24 protein-coding genes and 2 tRNA genes are annotated in these 21377 nt (G+C 71.1%); 11 read left to right on the top strand and 15 right to left on the bottom strand.

Translation table 11 applies throughout. From position 1 onward, the window contains the following. The first annotated feature begins 5 nt into the window (after nt 1-5). Together ACWEF2_RS07670 and ACWEF2_RS07665 are read left to right on the top strand one after the other, a co-directional pair. Nucleotides 6-425, top strand: coding sequence for a hypothetical protein (locus ACWEF2_RS07670; protein WP_453812876.1), 420 nt, complete (start codon nt 6-8; stop codon nt 423-425). Continuing rightward, on the top strand, nt 422-751 hold the full coding sequence (locus ACWEF2_RS07665; RefSeq protein ID WP_453812874.1) for a hypothetical protein: 330 nt from the start codon (nt 422-424) through the stop codon (nt 749-751). The genes ACWEF2_RS07670 and ACWEF2_RS07665 overlap by 4 nt, the downstream gene beginning before the upstream one ends. A 28-nt stretch (nt 752-779) precedes the next feature. Here the strand turns inward: ACWEF2_RS07665 and ACWEF2_RS07660 are convergent, their stop codons facing one another. From ACWEF2_RS07660 to ACWEF2_RS07640, 5 genes are read right to left on the bottom strand one after another with little or no spacing between them, the layout of a single operon-like run. Continuing rightward, entirely contained in the window at nt 780-2624 is a 1845-nt protein-coding gene (locus ACWEF2_RS07660; protein ID WP_453812872.1) for an ABC transporter ATP-binding protein, read from the bottom strand. 1 nt (nt 2625) lies between these two features. Beyond that, entirely contained in the window at nt 2626-3438 is an 813-nt protein-coding gene (locus ACWEF2_RS07655) for an ABC transporter permease (protein WP_453812870.1), read from the bottom strand. Beyond that, nucleotides 3435-4397, bottom strand: a complete 963-nt coding sequence (locus tag ACWEF2_RS07650; RefSeq protein ID WP_453812868.1) for an ABC transporter permease — start codon at nt 4395-4397, stop codon at nt 3435-3437. The genes ACWEF2_RS07655 and ACWEF2_RS07650 overlap by 4 nt, the downstream gene beginning before the upstream one ends. Continuing rightward, complete coding sequence (locus ACWEF2_RS07645) at nt 4397-6427, bottom strand: alpha/beta hydrolase family protein (protein WP_453812866.1); 2031 nt, start codon at nt 6425-6427, stop codon at nt 4397-4399. Before ACWEF2_RS07645 ends, ACWEF2_RS07650 begins: the two co-directional genes overlap by 1 nt. Continuing rightward, nucleotides 6424-8070, bottom strand: coding sequence for an ABC transporter substrate-binding protein (locus ACWEF2_RS07640; RefSeq protein WP_453812864.1), 1647 nt, complete (start codon nt 8068-8070; stop codon nt 6424-6426). The genes ACWEF2_RS07645 and ACWEF2_RS07640 overlap by 4 nt, the downstream gene beginning before the upstream one ends. Before the next feature lie 128 nt (nt 8071-8198). On the opposite strand from ACWEF2_RS07640, the gene ACWEF2_RS07635 reads away from it, so the two are divergent. Then, entirely contained in the window at nt 8199-8441 is a 243-nt protein-coding gene (locus ACWEF2_RS07635; RefSeq protein WP_453812862.1) for a glutaredoxin family protein, read from the top strand. 61 nt (nt 8442-8502) lie between these two features. Here the strand turns inward: ACWEF2_RS07635 and ACWEF2_RS07630 are convergent, their stop codons facing one another. Both ACWEF2_RS07630 and ACWEF2_RS07625 read right to left on the bottom strand, forming a co-directional pair. Continuing rightward, a complete protein-coding gene (locus tag ACWEF2_RS07630) occupies nt 8503-9078 on the bottom strand; it encodes a TMEM165/GDT1 family protein (RefSeq protein WP_453812859.1) in 576 nt (191 codons plus the stop codon). A 276-nt stretch (nt 9079-9354) separates the two neighbouring features. Next, nucleotides 9355-10392 carry a UDP-N-acetylmuramate dehydrogenase gene (locus ACWEF2_RS07625; protein ID WP_453812857.1) on the bottom strand — a complete coding sequence of 346 codons (1038 nt, stop codon included), beginning with the start codon at nt 10390-10392 and terminating at the stop codon, nt 9355-9357. A gap of 192 nt (nt 10393-10584) precedes the next feature. Between ACWEF2_RS07625 and sigK the strand changes: the two genes are divergently transcribed. The 4 genes from sigK (at nt 10585) to ACWEF2_RS07605 (ending at nt 14491) form a co-directional block, all read left to right on the top strand. Continuing rightward, entirely contained in the window at nt 10585-11184 is a 600-nt protein-coding gene (sigK, locus tag ACWEF2_RS07620; RefSeq protein WP_453812856.1) for an ECF RNA polymerase sigma factor SigK, read from the top strand. Continuing rightward, entirely contained in the window at nt 11181-11954 is a 774-nt protein-coding gene (locus ACWEF2_RS07615; protein ID WP_453812854.1) for an anti-sigma factor, read from the top strand. The genes sigK and ACWEF2_RS07615 overlap by 4 nt, the downstream gene beginning before the upstream one ends. A 151-nt stretch (nt 11955-12105) precedes the next feature. Further along, nucleotides 12106-13812: a molybdopterin-dependent oxidoreductase gene (locus ACWEF2_RS07610; protein ID WP_453812852.1), complete on the top strand. Its 1707-nt coding sequence runs from the start codon at nt 12106-12108 to the stop codon at nt 13810-13812. A gap of 61 nt (nt 13813-13873) precedes the next feature. After that, entirely contained in the window at nt 13874-14491 is a 618-nt protein-coding gene (locus ACWEF2_RS07605) for a fasciclin domain-containing protein (protein WP_453812947.1), read from the top strand. 112 nt (nt 14492-14603) lie between these two features. Here ACWEF2_RS07605 and ACWEF2_RS07600 read toward each other — a convergent pair whose 3' ends face one another. The 8 genes from ACWEF2_RS07600 to ACWEF2_RS07565 form a co-directional block, all read right to left on the bottom strand. Then, nucleotides 14604-15032: a MaoC family dehydratase gene (locus ACWEF2_RS07600; RefSeq protein WP_453812850.1), complete on the bottom strand. Its 429-nt coding sequence runs from the start codon at nt 15030-15032 to the stop codon at nt 14604-14606. A gap of 1 nt (nt 15033) precedes the next feature. Next, nucleotides 15034-15480, bottom strand: coding sequence for a MaoC family dehydratase N-terminal domain-containing protein (locus ACWEF2_RS07595; RefSeq protein ID WP_355594692.1), 447 nt, complete (start codon nt 15478-15480; stop codon nt 15034-15036). 263 nt (nt 15481-15743) lie between these two features. Further along, entirely contained in the window at nt 15744-15908 is a 165-nt protein-coding gene (rpmG, locus tag ACWEF2_RS07590; protein WP_030921771.1) for a 50S ribosomal protein L33, read from the bottom strand. Nucleotides 15909-15983: 75 nt separating this feature from the next. Further along, a tRNA-Met gene (locus ACWEF2_RS07585) sits at nt 15984-16057 on the bottom strand. A gap of 202 nt (nt 16058-16259) precedes the next feature. Then, nucleotides 16260-16332: transfer RNA gene (locus tag ACWEF2_RS07580), tRNA-Thr, on the bottom strand. Nucleotides 16333-16817: 485 nt separating this feature from the next. Next, nucleotides 16818-17258, bottom strand: a complete 441-nt coding sequence (locus ACWEF2_RS07575) for a hypothetical protein (protein ID WP_453812847.1) — start codon at nt 17256-17258, stop codon at nt 16818-16820. Between the two features lie 127 nt (nt 17259-17385). Then, complete coding sequence (locus ACWEF2_RS07570; RefSeq protein WP_453812845.1) at nt 17386-17880, bottom strand: transposase; 495 nt, start codon at nt 17878-17880, stop codon at nt 17386-17388. 130 nt (nt 17881-18010) lie between these two features. Beyond that, nucleotides 18011-18625 carry a TetR/AcrR family transcriptional regulator gene (locus ACWEF2_RS07565; RefSeq protein ID WP_453812843.1) on the bottom strand — a complete coding sequence of 205 codons (615 nt, stop codon included), beginning with the start codon at nt 18623-18625 and terminating at the stop codon, nt 18011-18013. 197 nt (nt 18626-18822) lie between these two features. Here ACWEF2_RS07565 and ACWEF2_RS07560 point away from each other — a divergent pair, with 197 nt between their 5' ends. The 4 genes from ACWEF2_RS07560 (at nt 18823) to ACWEF2_RS07545 (ending at nt 21363) form a co-directional block, all read left to right on the top strand. Next, complete coding sequence (locus ACWEF2_RS07560; protein WP_453812841.1) at nt 18823-19308, top strand: hypothetical protein; 486 nt, start codon at nt 18823-18825, stop codon at nt 19306-19308. Nucleotides 19309-19404: 96 nt separating this feature from the next. Next, on the top strand, nt 19405-19893 hold the full coding sequence (locus tag ACWEF2_RS07555) for a DUF6326 family protein (protein WP_453812839.1): 489 nt from the start codon (nt 19405-19407) through the stop codon (nt 19891-19893). A gap of 266 nt (nt 19894-20159) precedes the next feature. Continuing rightward, nucleotides 20160-20579, top strand: a complete 420-nt coding sequence (locus tag ACWEF2_RS07550) for a VOC family protein (protein ID WP_453812837.1) — start codon at nt 20160-20162, stop codon at nt 20577-20579. A gap of 142 nt (nt 20580-20721) precedes the next feature. Beyond that, the gene (locus ACWEF2_RS07545) at nt 20722-21363 is read left to right on the top strand and encodes a hemerythrin domain-containing protein (RefSeq protein ID WP_453812835.1); all 642 of its coding nucleotides are present in this window, start codon (nt 20722-20724) and stop codon (nt 21361-21363) included. The last annotated feature ends 14 nt before the right edge of the window (nt 21364-21377 follow it).

Raw genomic sequence — 21377 nt, 5'->3', positions numbered from 1 at the left:
ATGGAATGAGGCAGCGCACCGCCAAAATAGATAAGCAATTAACCACCAAACAGGACGAGACGGTCACTGAGGCCACGGCGGAAAAACAGGACAGGGCGTTGGCCGTGGTGCAGCGGCTTCTCCAGGAGCGGGGAATCCGTTCACGGTGTCACCACACGATCGGCCTCCGGCTCCACGCCAACCGGATGGACGGCGTGGTCTGGCCCGACCGGCCCGCCCTGCGGTCCTGGCTGGAGCGGTATCCGCCCGAGCTGATCGTGACCGGTCCCCCAAGCCGGGGGGAGGCCACGGTGACGATCGGGCCGCGTTCGGGCTGTTACCTGGTCTGCCTGCGCGATGCCCCCGGGCCTCGGACGGTCGGGGAGGAGCGGCCGGAGAAGGTGGTGGAGCTGATCCTGGTGGCCGGTCCGGAGGTGACGGTGTGACGGCGCCGGTTCCCGGCCCGTGCCCGGCGGTGCGGGCGGCCGAGAGGCTGCGGCACGCGCTGACGCGCCACGGGATCGCGGCGGACGTGCACGGCGGGTACGGACTCGCGCTGGTCTCGGTCTGGGCGGGCCTGGTGGTCTGGTCCAACGGCGACCGCCTCTGGTGGTGCGCGGGCTGGGACACCCGGCGGCACCGGCCGATCGACGCCTCCCACCGGGCGAGCGAACCGGACCAGGCCGCCGACCGGGTGGCCCGCCACCACACCCGGCTCCGCGCCCAGCACCCCTACCCCCACCCGCAGCCCCTCCGCGCGGACCCGGTGTGAACCGGGCCGACGAGCCTCGGCGGCTCCATCAGGACAGCCAGGCCGGGGAGCCGTCGGGGACGCTGGCCAGGAGGGCCTGGGTGTAGGGGTGTGCCGGGGCGTCGAGCACCTGACCGGCCGGGCCGGACTCCACGCACCGGCCGGACTCCAGCACGTAGAGCCGGTCGGCGATCTGCCGCACCACGGCCAGGTCGTGGGTGATGAACAGCATCGCCATGGAGAGCCGTTCCCGCAGCTCGGCCAGGAGGCCGAGGATCTGCGCCTGGACCGAGACGTCGAGGGCCGACACCGGCTCGTCGCAGATCAGCAGCCGGGGCTCACCGGCCACGGCGCGGGCTATCGCCACCCGCTGACGCTCACCGCCGGACAGTCCCGCCGGACGCATCCCGGCCATGTCCCGGCTCAGGCCGACCGACTCCAGCAGCCGGGCGACGTCGCCCGGCGCGGCGGGACGGCGGTCGGCCCGGAGCGCCTCCGTCAGGGCCGACCCGACGGTCCGGGCGGGGTTGAGCGTCGAGTAGGGGTCCTGGAAGATCATCTGTGCGGTGCGCCGGGCCTGGCGCACCGCCGTACGGCTCATCCGGCCGTAGTCGGAGCAGTCGGCGCCGCCGAGCACGATCGTGCCCGCGTCGGGGCGTTCCAGGCCGGCGACGCAGCGGGCGAGCGTGGTCTTGCCCGACCCCGACTCTCCGACCACCCCGACGACCTCGCCGGGGGCGACGGAGACGCTCACCCCGGCGAGGGCCGGGCGGGCGGCTCCGGCGAAGGTCCTGCGCAGCTCACGCACCTGGAGCACCGGGTCGGCGGTGACCGGCGGCGACGGCGCGACACCCGGTCCGGGAGCGGGCTGCGCGGGAAGCTCGCCGGCCCGCAGGCAGGCGGACTCGCGGCCCCGCCGTACGGCACGCGGCCTGGGCGTCCCGGTGCGGCACTCGGTCACGGCGAGGGCGCAGCGGTCGGCGAAGGCGCACCGGTCCGTCACCGCGTCGTGGGCGGGCACGGAGCCCGGCACGGCGGGGATGACGGCGAGCCGCCGGTCCGCGGGCGGCTCGGCGGCCAGCAGCGCCCGGGTGTAGGGGTGGAGCTGCTCGTCCCGTACGGCCGAGGCGCCACCGGTCTCCATGATCCGGCCCGCGTACATCACCACCACCCGGTCGCAGGTGGAGAAGGCCAGCCGCAGGTCGTGGGTGATGAGCACGAACGCCATGTCCCGTTCGCGCTGAACGCGCCGGACGAGGGCGAGCACCTCGCGCTGGGTGGTGGCGTCGAGCGCGGTCGTCGGCTCGTCGGCCACCAGCACCCGGGGGCCGCCCGCGAGCGCGGCCGCCAGCCCGACGCGCTGCCGCATGCCTCCGGAGAGCTGGAAGGGATAGCGCCCGGCCACGTCCCCGGGCAGGCCGACCTCGGCCAGCAGCCGGGGCACCTCGACCGCCGCGTCGGCTCCCCCCGGCAGCCCGTCAGCGATCTGCCGTCCGGCCTTGCGCAACGGGTTGAGCAGGGTGAACGGGTCCTGCATGAGGAGGGAGACCACTCCGCCGCGCTGCCGTGCGCGGGCACGCGGATCGTCGTCCACCCGCTCACCCGCGATGCGGACCCGCCCGGTGGCCTCCAGGCCGCGGGGCAGCAGGCCGAGCACGGCCCGGACGGTGAGCGACTTCCCCGATCCGGACTCGCCCACGATCGCCACGGACTCACCGGGCGCGACCTCGAAGGAGACCTCCGACAGGAGGGTCCGCCCGGTGGCCGGCTGGTGTACGGCGAGGCCCTCGACCCGCAGACCTCCGGCATCAGGCCGTTTCCCGCCGAACGCGCCCGACCCGGACTCCGTGGTTCTGGACTTCTCGCCCCCGGGCCCCTCGGCTCCGATTCCCATCTCAGCGTGCCCTTCCGCGCCGGTCGACGCGCTCGTAGAGCCAGTCGCCCACGATGTTGAGCGCGGCGGCGGTGGCGATGATGGCCAGGCCGGGAGCGATCACGGCCCAGGGGTTGGCAAGGATCTGGGTACGGTTGTCGGACAGTGTGCGCCCCCAGTCGGGCGAACCCGCGGGCACCCCCAGGCCGAGGAAGGACAGCGACGCCAGCGACACCAGCGCGTAGGCGAAGTTGAGGAAGGCGTTGGCCAGCGCGACCGGGGCGATGTTCGGCCAGACGTGCCTGATCATGATCCGCCAGGCGGAGAGGTTCTTCAGCCGCGCGGCCTCCACGTAGGGCCGGTACCGCTGCTCCAGTACGGCCCCGCGCACCACCCGCGTGTCGGTGGGCGCGAACAGCACGACCAGCACGGCGATCGCCAGACCGTACCCGCCGCCCAGCACACCGGCGACGACGATGGCCACCAGGAGCGCGGGCAGGGAGAACATCAGGTCGGCCCAGCGCATGGCCAGCGCGTCGGCCCAGCCGCCGAGGTATCCGGCGGGCAGTCCCACGAGGTTGCCGATCAGCATGGACCCGGCGGCGACGCACAACGCGCCGGGCACCGCCGTACGGGCGCCCGCGACCAGCAGTTCCAGCACGTCACGGCCGAGGTCGTCGGTGCCGAGCGGATGACCGGGGCCCGGCCGGGTGATGCCCAGCATCAGGTCCTGGCCGGTGGCTCCCGGCACGAGCCAGGGGGCGAACGCGGCGGCGACCGCGACCGCGAGGAGGACGGCCAGCGCGGCGACCACGCTCACCGGCGGGCGCCTCACGACGGCCTCCCGTCGAGCCGGACCCTCGGGTCCACGGCCGAGTAGCCGACGTCGACCAGGAGGTTGACGGCGGCGATGAGCAGGGTGAGCAGCAGCGCGAGCGCCTGGACGACCGGCACGTCCTTGAACGTGACCGAGTCGACGAGCAGGGAGCCGAGACCGGGCAGCGCGAAGGTGACCTCGACCAGTACGGTTCCGGCCAGCATGCCGGTCACGATGAGCCCGGCGGCGGTGAGGATCGGGACCAGCGAGTTACGCAGCGCGTAGCCGAGGACGGCGGGGCCGCTCAGGCCGCGCGCGCGGGCGAACACCACGTAGTCCTGGTCCAGCTCGCGGATGAGCGCGGCCCGGCTGAAACGGACGAGCATGCCTGCGGCGCCGACGGCCAGCGCGGCGGCGGGCAGCGTCAGGTGCCAGAGCTGATCGGCCAGGCTCTCACCGGTGCCGTACACGGGAAACCAGCCGAGCCAGGCGGCGAACACCACGAGCAGCAGCAGGCCGACGGCGAACGGCGGCGCACTCAGCCCCACCACTCCCGCGGTGACCACCAGGCGGTCGACGGCCCGCCCTCGGCGCAGCGCGCCCACCACGCCCAGCGGGATGCCGACGAGCAGCGACAGCAGCGTGCCGTACCCGGTGAGCGCCAGGGTGAGCGGGAGTCGCTGCCCGAGCATGTCGGAGACCGGCATCCCGGTCCTGATGGAGACGCCGAGGTCTCCCCTGAGGACACCGCCGAGCCAGCTGAGATACCGCACGGGCAGCGGGTCGTTCAGGTGGTAACGGGCCTGAATGGCGGCGATGGTCTCCGGTGTGGCGGGGCGGGTGCCGAGCAGGGTCTGCTGGATCGACCCCGGGGCGAGGTAGAGCAGACCGAACACACCGATCGACAGCAGCGCGACGACGGCGGCGGTGCCCGCGAGCCTGCGCAGCAGGAAGGCGGCCCAGCTTCGCCTTCCCATCACAGCACCCCGTTCCCCGCCAGCCAGGAGGCCACCCGCTCCGCCGCGTCCCGGCGGTGCTCCGGCTCGGTCAGCTCGTGGCCCTCCCGAGGGTAGACGACCAGCTGAGTGCGGACACCCGCCGCCGACCAGGCACGATAGAGCTGTTCCGCCTGGCCGAGCGGGGTGGTGCGATCCTCGGCTCCGTGCAGGATCAGCGTCGGGGTGGTGACGTCGGCGGCGTGGCAGACCGGTGAGCGGGCGGCGAGGAACTCCCTGCCCTCGGGGGTGGCCACGTCGGCCTCGCGGTGGTAGAGCGGGTCGTAGCCGCCGGCGAGGTTGCTGCCGGTGGCGAAGCTGAGCCAGTCGGCGACCCCGGACATCACCACCGCCGCCCGGAACCGGTCCGTACGGGTCACCGCCCACGCGCTGAGATAGCCGCCGTAGCTCAGCCCGAGCACGGCCAGCCGTTCCGGATCGGCCACCCCGCGCCCGACGAGGTGGTCCACCCCGGCGAGGACGTCGCCCAGGTCCTCCTGGCCGACGCACCCGATGACGCGGCGCGCGTAGTCCTGGCCTCGCCCGCTACTGCCCCGGGGGTTGGGCAACAGTACGGCGGCGCCCGCGTGCGCGAGCGGCAGAGCGAGCTGCCCGGACTCGGCCGGCGCGAAGGCACTGGACCAGAGCCAGGTCGGGCCGCCGTGCGCGATCACGACAAGCGGCCGGGCCTCCCCGGACGTCTCCCTCAGAGCCTCCCCGAACCTCTCCCCGGTCACCTCCCCGAACGCGTCCCTGGGCGCCTCCTCGGACGCCCGGTCCGGCGGCTTGGCCGTCCGGCGCGTCAGCAGGAGCCCCTGGACGGTGAGCCCGCCGGGGCCGGTCCAGGTCACCTCCTCCTGGTGTACGGCCAGCCGGGCCAGATCGTCGTTGAGGCCGGTGACCTGGCGCCAGTCGCCCTCCGCCACCCCGGCGACCGCGATCTCCGGCGGCCGTTCGGCCGTCTCCCAGACGGCCGCGGCGAACCCGCCGGCGCGGTCGACCGAGAGAGACGGCTGCCCGTCACGCCCGCCCAGGGTGCCCCAGGCGGTCCAGCGGCTCAGCACACGGCCGTCGGCGCTCACCGTGCCGCCGTGGGTCCCGGTGCCCGACCATCCGGTGAACCACAGGGTGCGCCCGTCCAGCCAGCCGAGGTCGGTGACGTCGTCGACGGCGGGCAGCCGGGTCACCTCGCCGGTGACCAGGTCGATGTGGACGATCCGCCCGGAGACGATGGACAGCCCCTCGATCACGACGGCGGCACGTCCACCGGGTGCCAGCCGGGGGCGGTTGAGCTGCCAGGAGGTGCGCAGCAGGGTCCTGGTTCCGCCGGTCTCGGGGTCGATCAGGTCGAGCCTGGGCCGGTAGTACCCGGCGGGTGTCTCGTCCACCGAGGTCACGGCCAGCGCGACACCGCCACGCCAGTCCGCGTCCCACACGGTCAGGTCCTTCAGCGGGATCGGCCGCAGGGACGGGGCGCCGACCTCGGCCCAGGCGAGCCGCCGCAGCCGTCCGCCGGGGGTCCGGACGAAGGGGTCGGAGCGGTCGTGCACCCGGAGTCCGAGGTGGCTGCCGTCGCGCTCACTGCCGGGGTCCGCGCTCCGTACGAGCACGGTCCCGTCGTCGCCCGCGACCAGGTCCTCGATCTCCCCGTCCGCCCGGACCCGCCAGGTGGGGACGGGGTCGTCTCCGGAGCGGACCTCGACGTGGTCGAGGTCCGCTCCGGCACCGGAGGCGAGCAGCAACCGCCCGTCCGGCAGCCAGCGGGTGAGGGCGTGCCACCGTCCCGGGGTCTCGGGCACCGGAACCGGAACGCCGCCTCCGGCGAGGTCGAGCACGTGCGCCACGGGTCCCGAGCCGGAGACGCCGGGAACACCGGGGACATCGGGGACGGGGGGCGGCAGGACGCAGGCGACGCGATCGCCCGAGGGATGCAGGGCCACGGCGTCGGGCACCCGCAGGGCGGCCAGCGCCGTGTGCGCCTCCAGCAGTGCCGTCCGTGACGACCGGGTCATGAGCGCGCTGAGAGCTTGGTGGCCCAGGGGCCGACGAAGAAGTAGGGTCCGAACTCTCCGGCGCCGACCTTCGGCCCGAAGGCGGTCGCCGCCTCGCCCCACCAGAGCGGCTGGTAGGGAACGTCGGCCGCGGCCCTCACCAGCGCCTCCCCGAGGAGCTTGCCCCGGGCCGCGTCGTCGGTCCCCTTCTTGGCCGCGTCGAGCAGGCCGGTCACCTCGGTGTTGGCGTATTCGGCGATGTTGGAACCGTTCTCACCGGCGAAGGCGCCGTTGAGAAGCTGCTGGATGTACTCCGAGGGATCGCCCGTGGTGGCGAAGTACCAGCCGAGGTAGACGCCGGAGGCGTGCTTGCCGAGCTCGGCGATCCACTGTTCGAGCGGGATCTCCTTGACCTCCAGGGTGATCCCGATGGTCTTGAGGTTCTCGGCGAGGGTGAGCGCGGCCCGGCCGAGCTGCGGTCCGCTGCCCGGATAGGTCAGCACGTCACTGAAACCGTTCGGAACCGACGACAGGGCGAGTTCGGCACGTGCCTTGGCGAGGTCGAACCCGTACTGCGGGATGCTCGCGTACAGGCTCTTGACCTCGGCCTCACCGAGCACGCCGCCCCACTGGGCGGGGTCGGGAACGGTGGTGGCGACCTGGCCGTGGCCACGCAGGACGCTGCGCACGATGCCCTCCCGGTCGACCGCGTGGGCCACCGCCCTGCGGACGTGAACGTCGTTCCACGGCTTCTTGGCGGTGTTGAAGGCGAGCGTGACCAGGGAACGGTCGCTGGCCGTCTTCAGCTCGACTCCGGAGATCGCCTTCCACTGGTCGATCTGCTCGGCGGGGACGTTCAGCGCGACGTCCACCGAGCCGCCGCTCATGGCGAGCAACCGGGTGGACTCCTCGGGGATGAAGTCCAGCCTGATCTGGCGGTACGGCGCCTTGCCACCCCACCAGGCGTCGTTGCGCTCCATCGTCACGTGCGAGTCGGGTGCGAACTCGGTCACCCTGTACGGACCGGTCCCGAGGATCTTCCCGGTGGGGGTGCCGATGTCCTTGCCGGTGGCGTCGATGAACTTCCTGCTCGTGACGAGCAGGGTCCCCGGCGAGGGGGTCCAGGCGAAGGAGGCGTCGCCCTGCTTCAGCCTGATCGTGACCTCGGCGGGACCACTGGCCTCGATCTTGTCCACGTTGGCGTAGGCGTAGGCGAAGGCCGAGGTGGAGCCCTTCTTCGCGTGCAGGTCGAGGCTGGCCACGATGTCGTCGGCGGTCAGCGGGGTCCCGTCCGCGAAGGTCACACCGCCACGGATCTTGTAGACGTAGGTCGTGGGGTTTCTCCTCTCCCACGACTCGGCGAGAGCGGGCTGGAGGCTGCCGTCCCGGCCGACCCCGACGAGCGCCTCCTGGCACAGGAGGGCGACGACGTAGTTCATGATGCCCGCCTCCTTGCTCGCGTCCAGCGAGCTGATGGAGGAGGGCAGCGCGACCCTGAGGAGGTCGAGGGAGCCCGCCGCCCCGCCGGGGCTCTCGGCCGGGTCGGCCTGTCCGGTCGAGCCGCAGGCGGTGGTCAGGCCGGGCACCACCGCCAGGCCACCCACGATGGCCATGGACCTCAGGAGGGAGCGCCGGGTGAGGGCGGCGTTGGGGAGATCGGCCACGGGGACCTACTTTCGTGCGACCAGTCAGCCTATCTAGCTGCTGCGTCTACCATTACTATCCAGTTGGCTCAGGAGAGTATTCGCTAGATGGCATCCGGGTCAATCCCACCTTTCGAATGGGGAATTACATGGACTCCCTTACCGTCTACAGCGCTCCCTGGTGCGGCCACTGCCACCGCCTGAAGGCCGCGCTCACCCGCGCGGACATCCCCTTCGTCGAGGTGGACGTCGATCGGACGCCGGGAGCCGTCGAGATCATCACCGAGATCGGCGGCGGCTCCTGGATGATCCCGACCGTGGTCCTCCCCGACGGGTCCGGCCTGGTCAACCCCGGCGTTCAGGAGATCCGGGAACGCCTGCCCCGGCCCTGACCGCCGGCGTTCGATCGGGCGAGGTCGTCGTAGGAGGACCCCGGCACGCGCCCGGGTCCTCCTACGATCGGCCGAGCAGGGGCTCGACCAGCAGAAGCACGCCGAAGACGGCGAACGCCGCGGCGGCGCCGTACCGGACGGCCTTCTCGGGCAGGTGCCTGCCGAGCATCCGGCCGACCGCGATGGCCAGCGCGTCGGCGGCGACCATGCCGACCGTCGAGCCGAGCCAGGTGCCGAACCAGCCGTACTGCGTGGCCAGCGTGATGGTGGCCAGCATGGTCTTGTCACCGAGCTCGGCGAGGAGGAAGGCCACGGTCACCGCGATGAGCGCCGACCGGGTGGTGCGCTCCGCCTTCCGCGCCTCCTCCTCGGTCAGTTCGTCCCCGCGCAGCGTCCACGCGGCGAAACCGAGGAAGGCGACGCCCGCGACGACCGTGATCGCCGTGGTGGGAATCAGGTCGCCCGCCAGCCGGCCCACGCCGACACTGACCAGGTGAACGACGGCGGTGGCCACGGTGATGCCGGCCAGGACCGGCCACGGCCTGAACCGGGTCGCGAAGGTCATCGCCATGAGCTGGCTTTTGTCACCGAGTTCGGCGACGAAGATCACGGCGAGACTGATCCAGAACGCTTCCAACGAGGTGCCCTTCCGCGCGGCCGGGCCGGAAGGAGCCCTCGGGGAGTCTCGGGCACGACTTCGGCCCGGCGGCATCCATCTTGTGCCTGCCAGGCCGAAGGTCTCGTCCGCCTCGTTTCGAGGCCCGCGCGACCGGGCGCCCGGAGGCGCCAGCATGTCGATCACGCGATTGGGACTACTCCCCTTCGGGTGTTTCCCTCCGACTGTAACAGGCGTGGGAGCCCCGCCGGCCGGAGGCGTCCGCCGAGGAGGGAGGGAACAGGTCTGAGTCGCGGGTCAGAGTTGGGCGCCGACCATCACGGGCTCGTTGACGAGCGTGACGCCGAACTTCTCCCAGACCCCGTCCCTGACCTCACGGGCCAGGTCGAGGAGGTCGGCGGTCGTCGCCGACAGCTCGGGATTGGTCATGGCGAGGGTGTGCTTGGTGGAGATCCGCGCGGGGCCGCGCCGGTAGCCCTTCGGGAACCCGGCGTTCTCGATCAGCCAGGCCGCGGGAACCTTCAGGGCGCCCCCGGGCATGTCCCAGCGGGGAAAACCGGGAACGCGCAGCTCCAGCTCGGCCGCCTGCCGCGCGGTGAGGACGGGGTTGGTGAAGAACGAACCGGCGCTCCGGGTGTCGGGGTCAGCCCCGTCGAGCACCATCCCCTTGCCCCTGCGCAACTCCAGCACGGCCTCCCTGGCCCGCGCCAGCGGCACCCGCCCGCCCAGCGCGACACCCAGCCGGGCGGCCAGCTCCCGGTAGGCGATCGGGCCGGACATCGTGTCCCCGGCCAGCTCGTAGGTGACCGCCAGGACGACGTACCGGCCCGGCTCCTCCTTGAACGCGCTGTGCCGGTAGGCGAACCCGCACTCCCCCGCGGCGAGGTCGCGCACCTCACCGGTCCCGCGGTCGTAGACCCGCACCCCGGTGACCGTCTGCGACACGTCCTGCCCGTAGGCGCCGACGTTCTGGATCGGCGTGGACCCGACCAGCCCCGGGATCCCGGACAGGCACTCGACCCCGGACCGCCCCTCCGCCGTCGCGAGGGCGACCAGCGCGTCCCAGTCCTCCCCCGCCTGCGCGGTCACCCGGTCCCCGTCGATCTCGATCCCCCGCGAGGCGACGTGCACGACCAGTCCGTCGAACCCCTCATCCGCCACGACCAGGTTGCTGCCCCCGCCGAGCACGAGCACGGGCTCCCCCGACCGGTCCGCCTCGGCCACCAGCTCGACGATCTCCTCCGCCGACCCGGCCGCCACGAACGCCCTGGCCGGTCCGCCCAGCCCCAACGTCGTGTACGGCGCCAGCCGTACCCCCGCGACCCGTTCAGTCATACCCGTCTCCACCCCCGGTGCGAAATCCGGCGACCAGCCTACGTGGCGCGGACCGGCCCCGGCACACGGCCGCGGGTCCGGCGGGACTCCCGGCCACGATGGCCGGAACGGACGCGCGCCCCGGCAGTCCGTGAAGGGCCCCGCTCCGAAGGGGATGTGTACGCGTCGGCGTTCGACGGCGAAGGAAGGTACATGAGACCGAAACGCGAATCGCACCCGGATGTCGACCACCGCGGCGATCACCGGCCGCCGGAACTGGAGGAACTGCTGAGCTCGGTCGCCCGGGGTGATCGCGCGGTTTTTGAGCGGGTGTACGAGCTGGTGGCGCCGCGGGTGTACGGCCTGGTGCTGCGGGTGGTGCGTGACAGGGCGCAGAGCGAGGAGGTCGCGCAGGAGGTCCTGGTGGAGATATGGCGCGGCGCCGCCCGGTACGACCCGGACCGGGGTTCGGCGCTGGCCTGGGTGATGACGATCGCGCACCGCCGTGCGATCGACCGGGTGCGCTCGGCTCAGGCCGGTACCGACCGAGAGGAACGTGCGGCACGGCTGGACGTCCACCGCCCCTTCGACGAGGTGGCCGAGTCGGTGGAGGGCCGGCTGGAGCGCGACCGGCTGCGCCGGTGCGTGGAGGGGCTGACACCGTTGCAACGAGAATCGGTTACCTCCGCTTATTACGGCGGATACTCCTATCGTGAGGTCGCCGAGTTGCTGAAGGTGCCGTTGCCGACGGTGAAGACCCGGATGCGTGACGGGCTGATCCGCCTTCGCGACTGCCTGGGGGTGGAACGATGAACGCCACGGCCGGCGGGCAGGACCCGCACACACTGGCGGGCGCCTACGCGCTGGACGCCATCGACGACGAGCTGGAGCGGCGGCGTTTCGAAGAGCACATGGGCCGGTGCTCCGAGTGCGCCCAGGAGATACGGGGGCTCACCGAGACGGTCGCCCGGATGGGGCTGGCCGCCGCCGTGGAGCCTCCGCCGCTGTTGAGGGAGCGGGTCATGGCCGAGATCGGCCAGGTCCGTCAGCTCCCCCCGGTGCCTCCGGCCCTCCCACCGGCAGCCGTTTCCCGGCATGACCGGGCGGGAGGATCGAGGTGGTGGCCCCGGCTGGTCGCGGTGGTCGCCGTCGCCGCCTCGGTGGCCGCGGTGGCGGCGGGTACCGTCGCGATCCGGGCTCAGGACCAGCTGGAGCGGGCGCGGCAGGCCAACCGTGACATCGCCATGGTGATCGCGGCGCCGGACGCGCGAACCACCACCGCCCCGGCTGAACGAGGCGGCAGCGGCACCGTGATCATTTCACGGTCGCGGGGCGGTCTGGTGTTCCTGGCCTCGGGGCTGGCCGCCCTGCCCGAGAGCCGGACCTACCAGCTGTGGCAGCTCGCGCCGGGGCGGATCCGGTCGGCGGGGCTGCTGCGCCCCGACGCCGGCGGCCACACGGTGCCGGTGGTGACCGCGCCGGACGCCGGCGTCACGAAGGTGGGAGTGACCGTCGAGCCCGCCGGTGGTTCAGCCCAGCCCACCACCGTGCCGCTGCTCCTGCTGGACGTGCCGGCCACCTGATCCGCGTCCTTCCCCACGTCAGGCCCCGGCCCCGATCAGGGTGGGGGCCTGAGCCGTACCTCGGGGGGCACGGCGGTGGTCCTTGACGCGATGGCGGGGGAAAACCGCCGACGCGGCCAATCCTTCCGCGCCATGACTCCGAAACCCTGATGTGACGGTCAAGAAACCAGCCAACTCCAGCATCACGGCGGCAGCCTGCGGTCTGCTCGCGGCGGGGGCGGCCCTGGGTGCCGCGGAGCTGGCGGCGGCCCTGTCACGGCCACAGGCCGGCCCGCTGCTCGCGGTGGGTTCGGCGTTCGTCGATCTCACCCCCGCATGGCTGAAGGACTTCGCGATCCGCGCCTTCGGCGACGACGACAAGAACGTCCTGCTGCTGACCCTGACGTCCGTGGTGGCAGCGTTCGCGGTCGCCGTCGGCCTGGCCGTGCCCCGGCATCCCCGTCTGGCCGGCGGCGGGCTGATCTCGCTTGGCCTGGTCGCCGCCGCGGCGGCGCTGTCACGGCCCAGCGCGGTCCCCCTCGACGTGCTGCCCTCCGTGCTGGCCGCCGCCACCGGGGCGACGGCGCTGCACCTGATGCGCCGCGCCTGGCTCCGCGCCCTCACCTCGCGCCCGAACACCGAACGCCCCGCCCCACCCGGCGAACCGGCACCGGAAGGACAACCGTCTCCCTCCCCCGCGACCACGACATACCCGGCGACCGCACAGGAGGCCACCGGCGGCGAGATCGCCGCGACCACACCGGCCACCGCCGATCCCGCCCGGGCGCCCGGCCCGGCCACGGCCGGCCGGACGGCCGATCGGCGGGCACTGCTACGCACCGCGGCCACGGTGCTGGGGTTCGCCGCGGTCACCGGCGGTCTGGGGCGGGCGGTGAGCGCCGCCCGGGACACCGCCGCCGACGGGGCGCGGCTGGTGCTGCCCCGACCGGCCCGGCCGGCGCCGCCGCTGCCCGTGGGCAGTGACCTGCGCCTTCCGGGCCTGGGCCCTTTCACCACCGCGAACAGCGACTTCTACCGGGTGGACACCGCCCTGGTCATTCCACGTGTGCCGCGCCAGGACTGGCTGCTGCGCGTTCACGGCCTGGTCGACCGGCCGGTCGAGCTGACCTTCGACGACCTTCTCGCCCGGCCGCTGACGGAGCGGGACATCACCTTGACGTGCGTGTCCAACGAGGTCGGCGGCCCCTACGTCGGCCACGCGCGCTGGCTCGGCGTCGACCTGGCCGACCTGCTCCGCCAGGCCGGGGTACAGGCGGACGCGGACCAGATTCTGTCGCGCTCGGCGGACGGCTGGACCTGCGGCACCCCGGTGCAGGCCGTACTGGACGGCCGGGACGCGCTGCTGGCCGTCGGCATGAACGGCGAGGTCCTGCCCCCGGCGCACGGCTTCCCCGCCCGGATGATCGTTCCCGGCCTGTACGGGTATGTCTCGGCCACCAAATGGGTGACCGAGATCAAGCTCACCCGTTTCGCCGACGAACGCGCCTACTGGTCCATCCGTGGCTGGGCCGGGCACGCCCCCGTCAAGACCGCCTCGCGCATCGAGGTGCCCAAGCCCTTCACCCGGCTGGTCGCGGGGCCGGCCACCATCGCCGGGACCGCCTGGGCCCAGCATCGCGGGGTGGCCGCCGTCGAGGTCCGGGTGGACGGCGGCCCCTGGCGGCAGGCCCGGCTGGCGCCCTCTCCCAGCCCGGACACCTGGCGCCAGTGGCACCTGGACTGGCAGGCCACCCCCGGTGACCACCGCCTGGAGGTCCGTGCCACCGACGCCGCCGGCCACACCCAGCCGCAACAGCGAGTGCCGCCCTTCCCCGATGGCGCCACCGGCTGGCATTCGGTCCTGGTGACCGTCCGATGACCACCCCTGACCACACTCCACTCCGTCCGATCACACACAGAGGAAAATCATCATGAAGGTCATGAAGGCTCGTTTTCTCGCTCCGCCGGTCCTGGCCATGGCCATGTCGCTGACCGCGGCATGTGGCGGCGACACCGCCTCCTCTCCGGCTACGAGCGGCGCCGCACCCACGCCGGCGATGGCCTCCGACTCGGCGTCGCCCGCGGCCATGCCGTTCGGCGCCGCCTGCTCGGCCGTCCCGGCCTCCGGCGAGGGCAGCTTCACGGGGATGGCCGATGACCCGGTGGCCACCGCCGCCTCCAACAACCCGGTGCTGTCCACCCTGGTCACCGCGGTGCAGAAGGCCGGGCTGGGCGACACGCTCAACGCCGCCGAGGACATCACCGTCTTCGCGCCCACCAACGACGCCTTCGCCAAGATCCCCAAGGAGACCCTCACGAAGGTCCTGGCCGACAAGAAGACCCTCACCGACATCCTCACCTACCACGTCGTGCAGGGGCGTAAGACCCCGGCCGACCTGGAGAACGGCTCCTTCGCCACCCTGCAGGGCGGCAAGGTGACCACCACGGGCTCGGGCGAGGACCTCAGAGCCAACGACGCGGCCGTGGTCTGCGGCAACGTGCCCACCCGCAACGCCACCGTCTACATCATCGACACCGTCCTGATGCCCAAGAGCTGATCCCAGGCCCGCCGTACCGGCACCGCACCCCCGGACGGTACGGCGGGCGACTCCGGCCGCGCCTACCCCGGGCAGGCCGGGTGGACCCCGTCCCGGACCTCACCGCAGACCCCTAAGCCAGCTGGACCACCGCGCGGGCCTTGGAGAGCACCCGGGAGTCGCCGGACCTGGCGGTCAGCGCGATCACCACGCGCTTGTCCTCAAGCTTCTGCTCGACGACGCCGCTCACCGTGATGACGGTGCCCTGCTCGTCGTCCGGGACGACCACCATGGAGGAGAACCGCACGCCGTAGTCGACGATCGCGCCCGGGTCGCCCGCCCAGTCGGTGACGAACCGGCCGGCCTGCGCCATGGTGTACATGCCGTGCGCGATGACGTCGGGCAGGCCGACGGTCTTGGCGAAACGCTCGTTCCAGTGGATGGGGTTGAAGTCGCCGGAGGCCCCGGCGTACATCACCAGGTTGACCCGGCGGACCGGATAGTCGACGGCGGGAATCTCCTGACCCGTCTGGACATCGTCGTACTTGACAGTCGCGGCCATCTCAGCCCGCCCCTCCACGCTCGACGATGGTGTTGTAGGTCGTGCAGACGAGCTCGCCCTCGACGGTGGTGACGTCGCTCTTCACGGTGATGAACTCGTTGCGGCCGACGCTGCGGATGTCGGTCACCGTCGAGACGGTGACCAGCTCGTCGCCGGCGTGGATCGGACGCCGATACTCAAACCGCTGCTCGCCATGGACCACCATGGCGAAGTTCAGGCCGAGCTCGGGGTCCTCCAGGATCGAGCCGCCTGCCAGGCTGAACACGATGGGGAAGGTCGGCGGGGCGATCAGGTCCGGGTGACCGGCGGCCTGGGCGGCCTCGCGGTCCCGGTAGATCGGGTTGTCGTCGCCGATCGCCGTCGCGAACTCTTTGATCTTCACACGGCTGACCTCGTAGGGCGGGGAGGGCGCGGACGCCCGCCCGACGAAATCACGGTTCAGAGCCATCGTGCTCCTTTGCGGATACCGAGCTGGTGAGGCCGACAGTAACAGAACAAGATTCCGGGGATCGTCCTCCCGGACGCCCCCCGGAAAACGGTAGCCCGGTCCGCGCCGGAGTCCGGCTGTCGAGCACGGTCAACACCCGGACGGAAAAGCTGTGCGGATACGACAGACCGGCGCCCTCACGGAGGGCGCCGGTCTGTGTTCGAGTATGAGAGTGCTGCTGAAGGTACCCATCTCCCGGGGAGACCGGGAGGCTTCGCAGAGACTTAGCGGGTCTCGCGGTGCGCCTGATGCGTCTTGCAGTTGGGGCAGTACTTCTTCAGCTCAAGCCGGTCCGGGTCATTACGCCGGTTCTTCCGCGTGATGTAGTTGCGGTGCTTGCACTCCTGGCAGGCCAGCGTGATCTTCGGCCTAACGTCGGTGGCAGCCACTTGGGAGTGCCTTTCTACGTTTGGGACTGGGACAACCCACGCCGACTCCCCATGAAGAAGGACCCGGGAGGGTAGTAGCGGAGGCCGGACTTGAACCGGCGACACAACGATTATGAGCCGTTTGCTCTGCCTGACTGAGCTACTCCGCCTTGCGGCCGACAAAACTGACGGCCCCCGCAAGGATACCCGACCCGCAGAGTGACTGCGTACTTGCGCAGGTCAGGGCCATCGCTTCCGGGTTTCCCCGGTATGCCCGCCCGTGCGCCGGGAATCTTGGGGGGTCGCGGGTGGCTCCAGAGGCCCACCCAAGCCAAAAGCCCCAACCGGATGGTCAGGGCCTTGAGGCTGTCGAGCCCCTTTACGGAATCGAACCGTAGACCTTCTCCTTACCATGGAGACGCTCTGCCGACTGAGCTAAAGGGGCCTGTCCGGCTTGGCTTTCGCCCTGCGGACAGGAGTAACCATACACGCCTCGGCAGCGCGATGCGAAATCAATCGAGGACCACCCGGATCACCACACCTTCCCCACGGGGACACCGCTGACAGCCCCGTTGACAGCCGGGTTCCCGCGCCACGGGAACGCCGTTGACGGCACTCGCCACAGCGCCCCCGGACGCTCCCGCGGCACCGTTCACCGGGCACTCCGCGGCACCGTCGACCGACGCTCCCGCGGCACCGTCGACGGCCTCCCACGGCGTCACCGGCGCTCACGCCGGCCGACGAGGCACGGCCCCCGGTCCAGCGGCCGAACGGCGTCCACAGGCACCCGTCCACACGGCCGTTCCGCCGGCGGGACTCCCCGGCGGGGAGACGCCTTCGAGGTAAGAGTGCGTTACGTGAGCTGACGCCCTTTTCGTCGTTGCGGTTGGATGAGGTCTGCTGGTCGATGGGTCGCCGCTCGGTCTGTCGTCACGGCTGAGTGAACAAACCGGGCTCGGTTTCGATGAGGATGCCGCGGCTGGTCAGGCGTTTGAGCTTGGCGCGGACGTTTTGGATGCCGTTGGGCGTCAGGGGCAGGTCCATCGCCAGAGCCAGGTCGCGGGCGCGCAGCGAGCCGCCGGTCTCGCTGAAGACGGTGAGGATCCGCTGGTAGTCGGGATGATCGAAGCCGACCAGCGGCGGCGCGTCCGGTTCGGCCGGAGCGGGGGCCGCTTCAGCGAGGGACAGGAGCGTCTTGCGGCTGATCCGCAGATGCTCGGCCTCCTGGCTGAGTTCACTGAGCCGCGCGGTCAGGGAGTCGATGTCGGTCTGGGTCTGCTCGATCTGGCGGGTCAGGGCCTGTTCGCGGGTATCGAGGCGGTCCAGAAGCCAGGTTCCGGGATCGGGCGGGCGGGTATCGGGCCTGGTCATGTCCACCGCCAGGACGGGGTCGCGGAGGTCAGGCGCCGGGACATCACGTCCGTCATCGCCCAATACACCCGTGATTCAGAACTGGCTGGACGGTGCTCGTAGTCGCGGATCAGGCGCCGGTGGAACATCAAGATTCCGTAGGTCTGCTCGACGACCCATCGTTTTGGCTGGGGCACAAATTCTCGTGGGCTGAGGCCGCGAGCACGACGACCGCGATGACCAGGCCCAGCACGTCTACGGCCAGGCCTCGCTCGCGTCCCGGCACCTTCTTGGCGACGTCCCGGCCGGTCGTGGTGGCGGGGACGCCGACCGCGACGTGGACGCTTTGGGTGTCCAGTACGACCAGTCTCGGGTCGGCTAATCGGCCCTTCTTCTCGCGCAGGTGCCAGCGCAGCAGGTCATGGATCGTCTTGTCGGTGCCATCGTCGCGCCATTTGGCGAAGTAGTAGTACGTCGCGCCCTTGGGCGGCGGATCGTGCGGGAGACAGTCCCATTGGACGCTGGTTCGTCCCTGGTAGTGGATCGCGTTGACGATCTCCCGCAGCGCATGGTTGCCTTCGTGGCCGCTGACCGAGGGGTGCGCGGCCTTCCATGCCGTGGGACCGGTTCGATCAACGCCCACTGAGCGTCGGTTAAGTCGCTCGGGTACGGCTTGCGCTCAGTCACCGCGCCATCCCAGCACAACCGGACCCGCAGACTGGCGGTAACACTACAAATCCACACGATCACATAACGACATCACCGATGGAGGCTCACGTAGGCACTCTCAGGGGCTCGAGGGCGGCTAGGACGAGGTCGAGGCCGAAGGTGAACTCCTCCGCCGGGTCGTAGCCGGCAGCGGCGAGCACCGCGGCGGACTCGTTGAGGTAGGGGAACTCGTCAGGAGGAAGCTGGGGCAGGAAGACGTCCTCGGCCATGTCCGCGAACTCATCGGCGGTGTCGAACGGCAGGCTGGCTTCCTGCAGGGCGAAACCGTATACATAGCTGTCGAGCAACCAGTTGGCGTGCGTCGCCATCAAGACCGGGAAGCCAGCCCTCCGCAGGCAGGCGGTGACCGCTTCGCGGTGGCGGAGGTTCGCAGGCCCCGGCGATGTTCGCGACTCCATCAGGCCGATCGCCCACGGGTGGCGTGCGAGAACCTGTCGGGCGGATACCGCCCGACGTCGCATCGCTGACTGCCAGTCGGTCTCTTCAGGCGGGAGCTCGATCTCCTCGAACACGACGTCGATCATGGCGTCCAGCAAGTCCTCTTTGCTGGCTACGTAGTGGTAGAGCGACATCGCGCCCGCGCCGAGCGCGCGAGCCAGCTGGCGCATGCTCAGCTCGCCGACCCCCTCGCGGTCGGCGAGCTGGACCGCCTCGACCACCACCCGCTTCTTGCTCAGCCCCGCATCTGACGCGACCTGGCGTCGTTCCCTTGCAGACAACGGGTCTCCTCGCTCCCTCGAACGGCTTGACAATCGTTCAGCGTACGGTCATGGTACAGCGTACTACTCGTAGTACAGCGTACGACGTACGATGTACGAATCAGCGAGGGTCGTAGCTCGGACGTGAGGAGGCTTCCGTGGGAATCGAACAGCGATCGAATGCCGGAGCACGCCTGGTGCCGGGGGCGAGTCCGGCCGGGGCGACGACGATGCGGGCCGCCCTCAGTGCTCGAGTCGTCCGAGGTCGGGCTACCGCTCTCCGCCCCGGCGACGAGGTGTTCGGCCGGAGCACCGCTGGAACGCTCGCGGAGTCCGCCTGCGTCCCGGCGGACAACCTCTTGTCCGTGCCCGCCAACCTGTCGGTCGTGGACGCGCCAGCGGTGCCCGCCTCGGCCATGGCGGCGTTGCAGGCATTGCGCAAGATCACGAACGTTCGACCGGGCCAGACGGTGCTGGTCACGGGCACGTCGGGCGGCGTGGGCTCCTTCGCCGTACAGATCGCCAAGGCGTTTGGCGCCGAGGAGACGGGTGTGTGCAGCACCCGCAACCTCGACGGAGCAGCCGCCGCCCTCCGCTACGTCGCGGCCGGCCACACCCGAGGGAAGGTCGTCGTCACCGTCTGACGACCGGACCGACGAGAACGACCCAACCCGTGCGTATGCACGCCCCAACCTGCCGCCACTCCGGCGGACGGACCGCTCCTCTCGAAAGAAGAACCGATGACCATCCGAACGAACACCCCGAACCTGCTCGACAACCCGCCGATCCCCGTGCAGGCCAAGCTCGCCGCCGCATGGACCAGCTTCATGTTCCTCTACATCTACGTCGACTACTTCCACCTCCACAAGCCCGGCGTCATCGACAACCTCCGCGCTGGCGTCGTCTTTGAGTTCGACATCAGCCCGACGTTGTTGACCACGATGCTCGCGTCCGTGGCGATCCCGGCCCTGATGGTGATGCTCTCCATGACGCTGCCCGCCCGGGTGAACCGCGCCACGAACCTCGTCGTTGCATCGCTCTACATCCCCTACTCGGTAGTCAACGCGGTTGGGGAGTCCTGGGACTGGGCCTTCTTCTACGGCCTCTCCATCGGAATCGAGGTGCTGCTCCTGGCCTTCATCCTGCGCTCCGCCTGGACATGGCCTCGAACCCCCGCCGTCCCAGCCGGTCCCGCGACGACCGACCTTCGGCAGGACCTTCGACAGTAGGTGTCCGTGTAAAGCCCTACGGCGTGAAGCCCGCCGCCGCGGACACCGGGCCGACCGTGACCAGCTCAGTCGCGGTATACGCAGAGAACCTGCTCACGAGCGGTCCGGTGTCCGCGCCAGCCGCGCCCGTAGGCCGAACGGCGGCTGACCGACCAGCAGACCTCATCCAACCAACCGCAACGACGAAATAGGCATTAGCTCGCTTAACGCACTCTAAGGGTGCGAACGTACTCGGGCGGGCGAGACGGCGATGAGAGGCGTAACACGTGTCGGAAGCGAACTTCTCCGGAATTCACCACATCGCGCTGAACGTGCGCGACCTTGACACCTCCGCGCGCTGGTACGGCGACGTCCTGGGCTTCTCGCCGCTGTTCCCCTGGGACACCGACGGCTTCGAAAGACGCATCATGCGCCACCCGAGCGGAGTCGTCATCGGGCTGACGAAGCACAGGCACGCGGACGCCGACGCGGAGTTCAGTGAACGCCGGACGGGGCTCGACCACCTGGCGTTCGCGGTGGAGACGGAGGCCGAGCTGGAGGCGTGGGTCGCCCGGCTGACCGACGCCGGTGTCACGCATTCCGGAATCAAGGTCACACCGGCGACGGGCTTCACGCTGATCGCGTTCCGGGATCCGGACGACATCCAGCTGGAGATGTACCTCGCGCCGGGTGCCACGGCTCGCTGAGCGACGTCCGCCGTCGCCCGGCCGTCTCCCCCCGGTCTCTCCGTCCTGGAGAACCACACCAAGTGGTCCCCAAGTGGGCGACAAGTGAACTGTCGCATCGTGGTCGGGTGGACACCGCACACCGACCGAGGAGAGACCCCCGATGACCCCCGAACTGCTGGGATTCCAGATCGCCCACCGCGCCATGCGGGGCGAGGCCCGCCGCCTGGCCGTCCTCGCGACGGAGCTGGCCGAGGGACGGCAGTCCGCCGACACGACCCGCGCCAAGGCCATCACCGGATTCATCACGGCGCTGTGCGCGGGCATCCACCATCACCACACGATGGAGGACGAGGTGCTCTGGCCCGTCATCGAGCGATCCGCCGGAGCCGTGGTCGACCTGCGCGAGCTGAGCGACGACCACTCCGCGCTGGACCCGCTGCTGGCCGAGATCAACGGCCAGGCGGTGGTGTTCTCCTCCACCAGGGACGCCTCCGCGCTCGCCACCTCGCTCACCAGGCTCGCCGAGATGCTCGACGCGCACATCGAGGAGGAGGAGCGGCTGATCTTCCCCGTCATCACCGCGTACGTGTCCGTCGCCGACTGGAAGCGGGTCGAGGACGCCGCCCGCAAGGGGACCGACGTCAAGGTCGACCTGCCGAGGTTCGAGGTGTACGCCAGGCCCGAGGAGCTCGCCCGGCTGCGCAAACTGGCCGGTCCCGCGCTGACGGTGATGCTGTCGCTGTTCCGCGGCGGTTACCGGCGGCGCTGCCGGCTCGTCTTCGGCTCCCTCGTGGACGCCTGAGTCCCATCCCCCTC

It is taken from the genome of Streptosporangium sp. NPDC004631 (assembly GCF_053601935.1).
Note: the sequence above shows the minus strand (reverse complement) of the source record. Positions and strands in the feature narration are given on the sequence as shown.

What these genes read in the sequence shown, in the direction of transcription:
- sigK (WP_453812856.1), top strand. Translation starts at nt 10,585, where the DNA reads ATGAGACCGAAACGCGAATCGCACCCGGATGTCGACCACCGCGGCGAT.
- ACWEF2_RS07660 (WP_453812872.1), bottom strand. Translation starts at nt 2,624, where the DNA reads ATGGGAATCGGAGCCGAGGGGCCCGGGGGCGAGAAGTCCAGAACCACG.
- ACWEF2_RS07670 (WP_453812876.1), top strand. Translation starts at nt 6, where the DNA reads ATGAGGCAGCGCACCGCCAAAATAGATAAGCAATTAACCACCAAACAG.
- ACWEF2_RS07595 (WP_355594692.1), bottom strand. Translation starts at nt 15,480, where the DNA reads ATGGCTCTGAACCGTGATTTCGTCGGGCGGGCGTCCGCGCCCTCCCCG.
- ACWEF2_RS07615 (WP_453812854.1), top strand. Translation starts at nt 11,181, where the DNA reads ATGAACGCCACGGCCGGCGGGCAGGACCCGCACACACTGGCGGGCGCC.
- ACWEF2_RS07645 (WP_453812866.1), bottom strand. Translation starts at nt 6,427, where the DNA reads ATGACCCGGTCGTCACGGACGGCACTGCTGGAGGCGCACACGGCGCTG.
- ACWEF2_RS07600 (WP_453812850.1), bottom strand. Translation starts at nt 15,032, where the DNA reads ATGGCCGCGACTGTCAAGTACGACGATGTCCAGACGGGTCAGGAGATT.
- ACWEF2_RS07650 (WP_453812868.1), bottom strand. Translation starts at nt 4,397, where the DNA reads ATGGGAAGGCGAAGCTGGGCCGCCTTCCTGCTGCGCAGGCTCGCGGGC.
- ACWEF2_RS07635 (WP_453812862.1), top strand. Translation starts at nt 8,199, where the DNA reads ATGGACTCCCTTACCGTCTACAGCGCTCCCTGGTGCGGCCACTGCCAC.
- ACWEF2_RS07575 (WP_453812847.1), bottom strand. Translation starts at nt 17,258, where the DNA reads ATGACCAGGCCCGATACCCGCCCGCCCGATCCCGGAACCTGGCTTCTG.
- ACWEF2_RS07555 (WP_453812839.1), top strand. Translation starts at nt 19,405, where the DNA reads ATGACCATCCGAACGAACACCCCGAACCTGCTCGACAACCCGCCGATC.
- ACWEF2_RS07625 (WP_453812857.1), bottom strand. Translation starts at nt 10,392, where the DNA reads ATGACTGAACGGGTCGCGGGGGTACGGCTGGCGCCGTACACGACGTTG.
- ACWEF2_RS07545 (WP_453812835.1), top strand. Translation starts at nt 20,722, where the DNA reads ATGACCCCCGAACTGCTGGGATTCCAGATCGCCCACCGCGCCATGCGG.
- ACWEF2_RS07605 (WP_453812947.1), top strand. Translation starts at nt 13,874, where the DNA reads ATGAAGGCTCGTTTTCTCGCTCCGCCGGTCCTGGCCATGGCCATGTCG.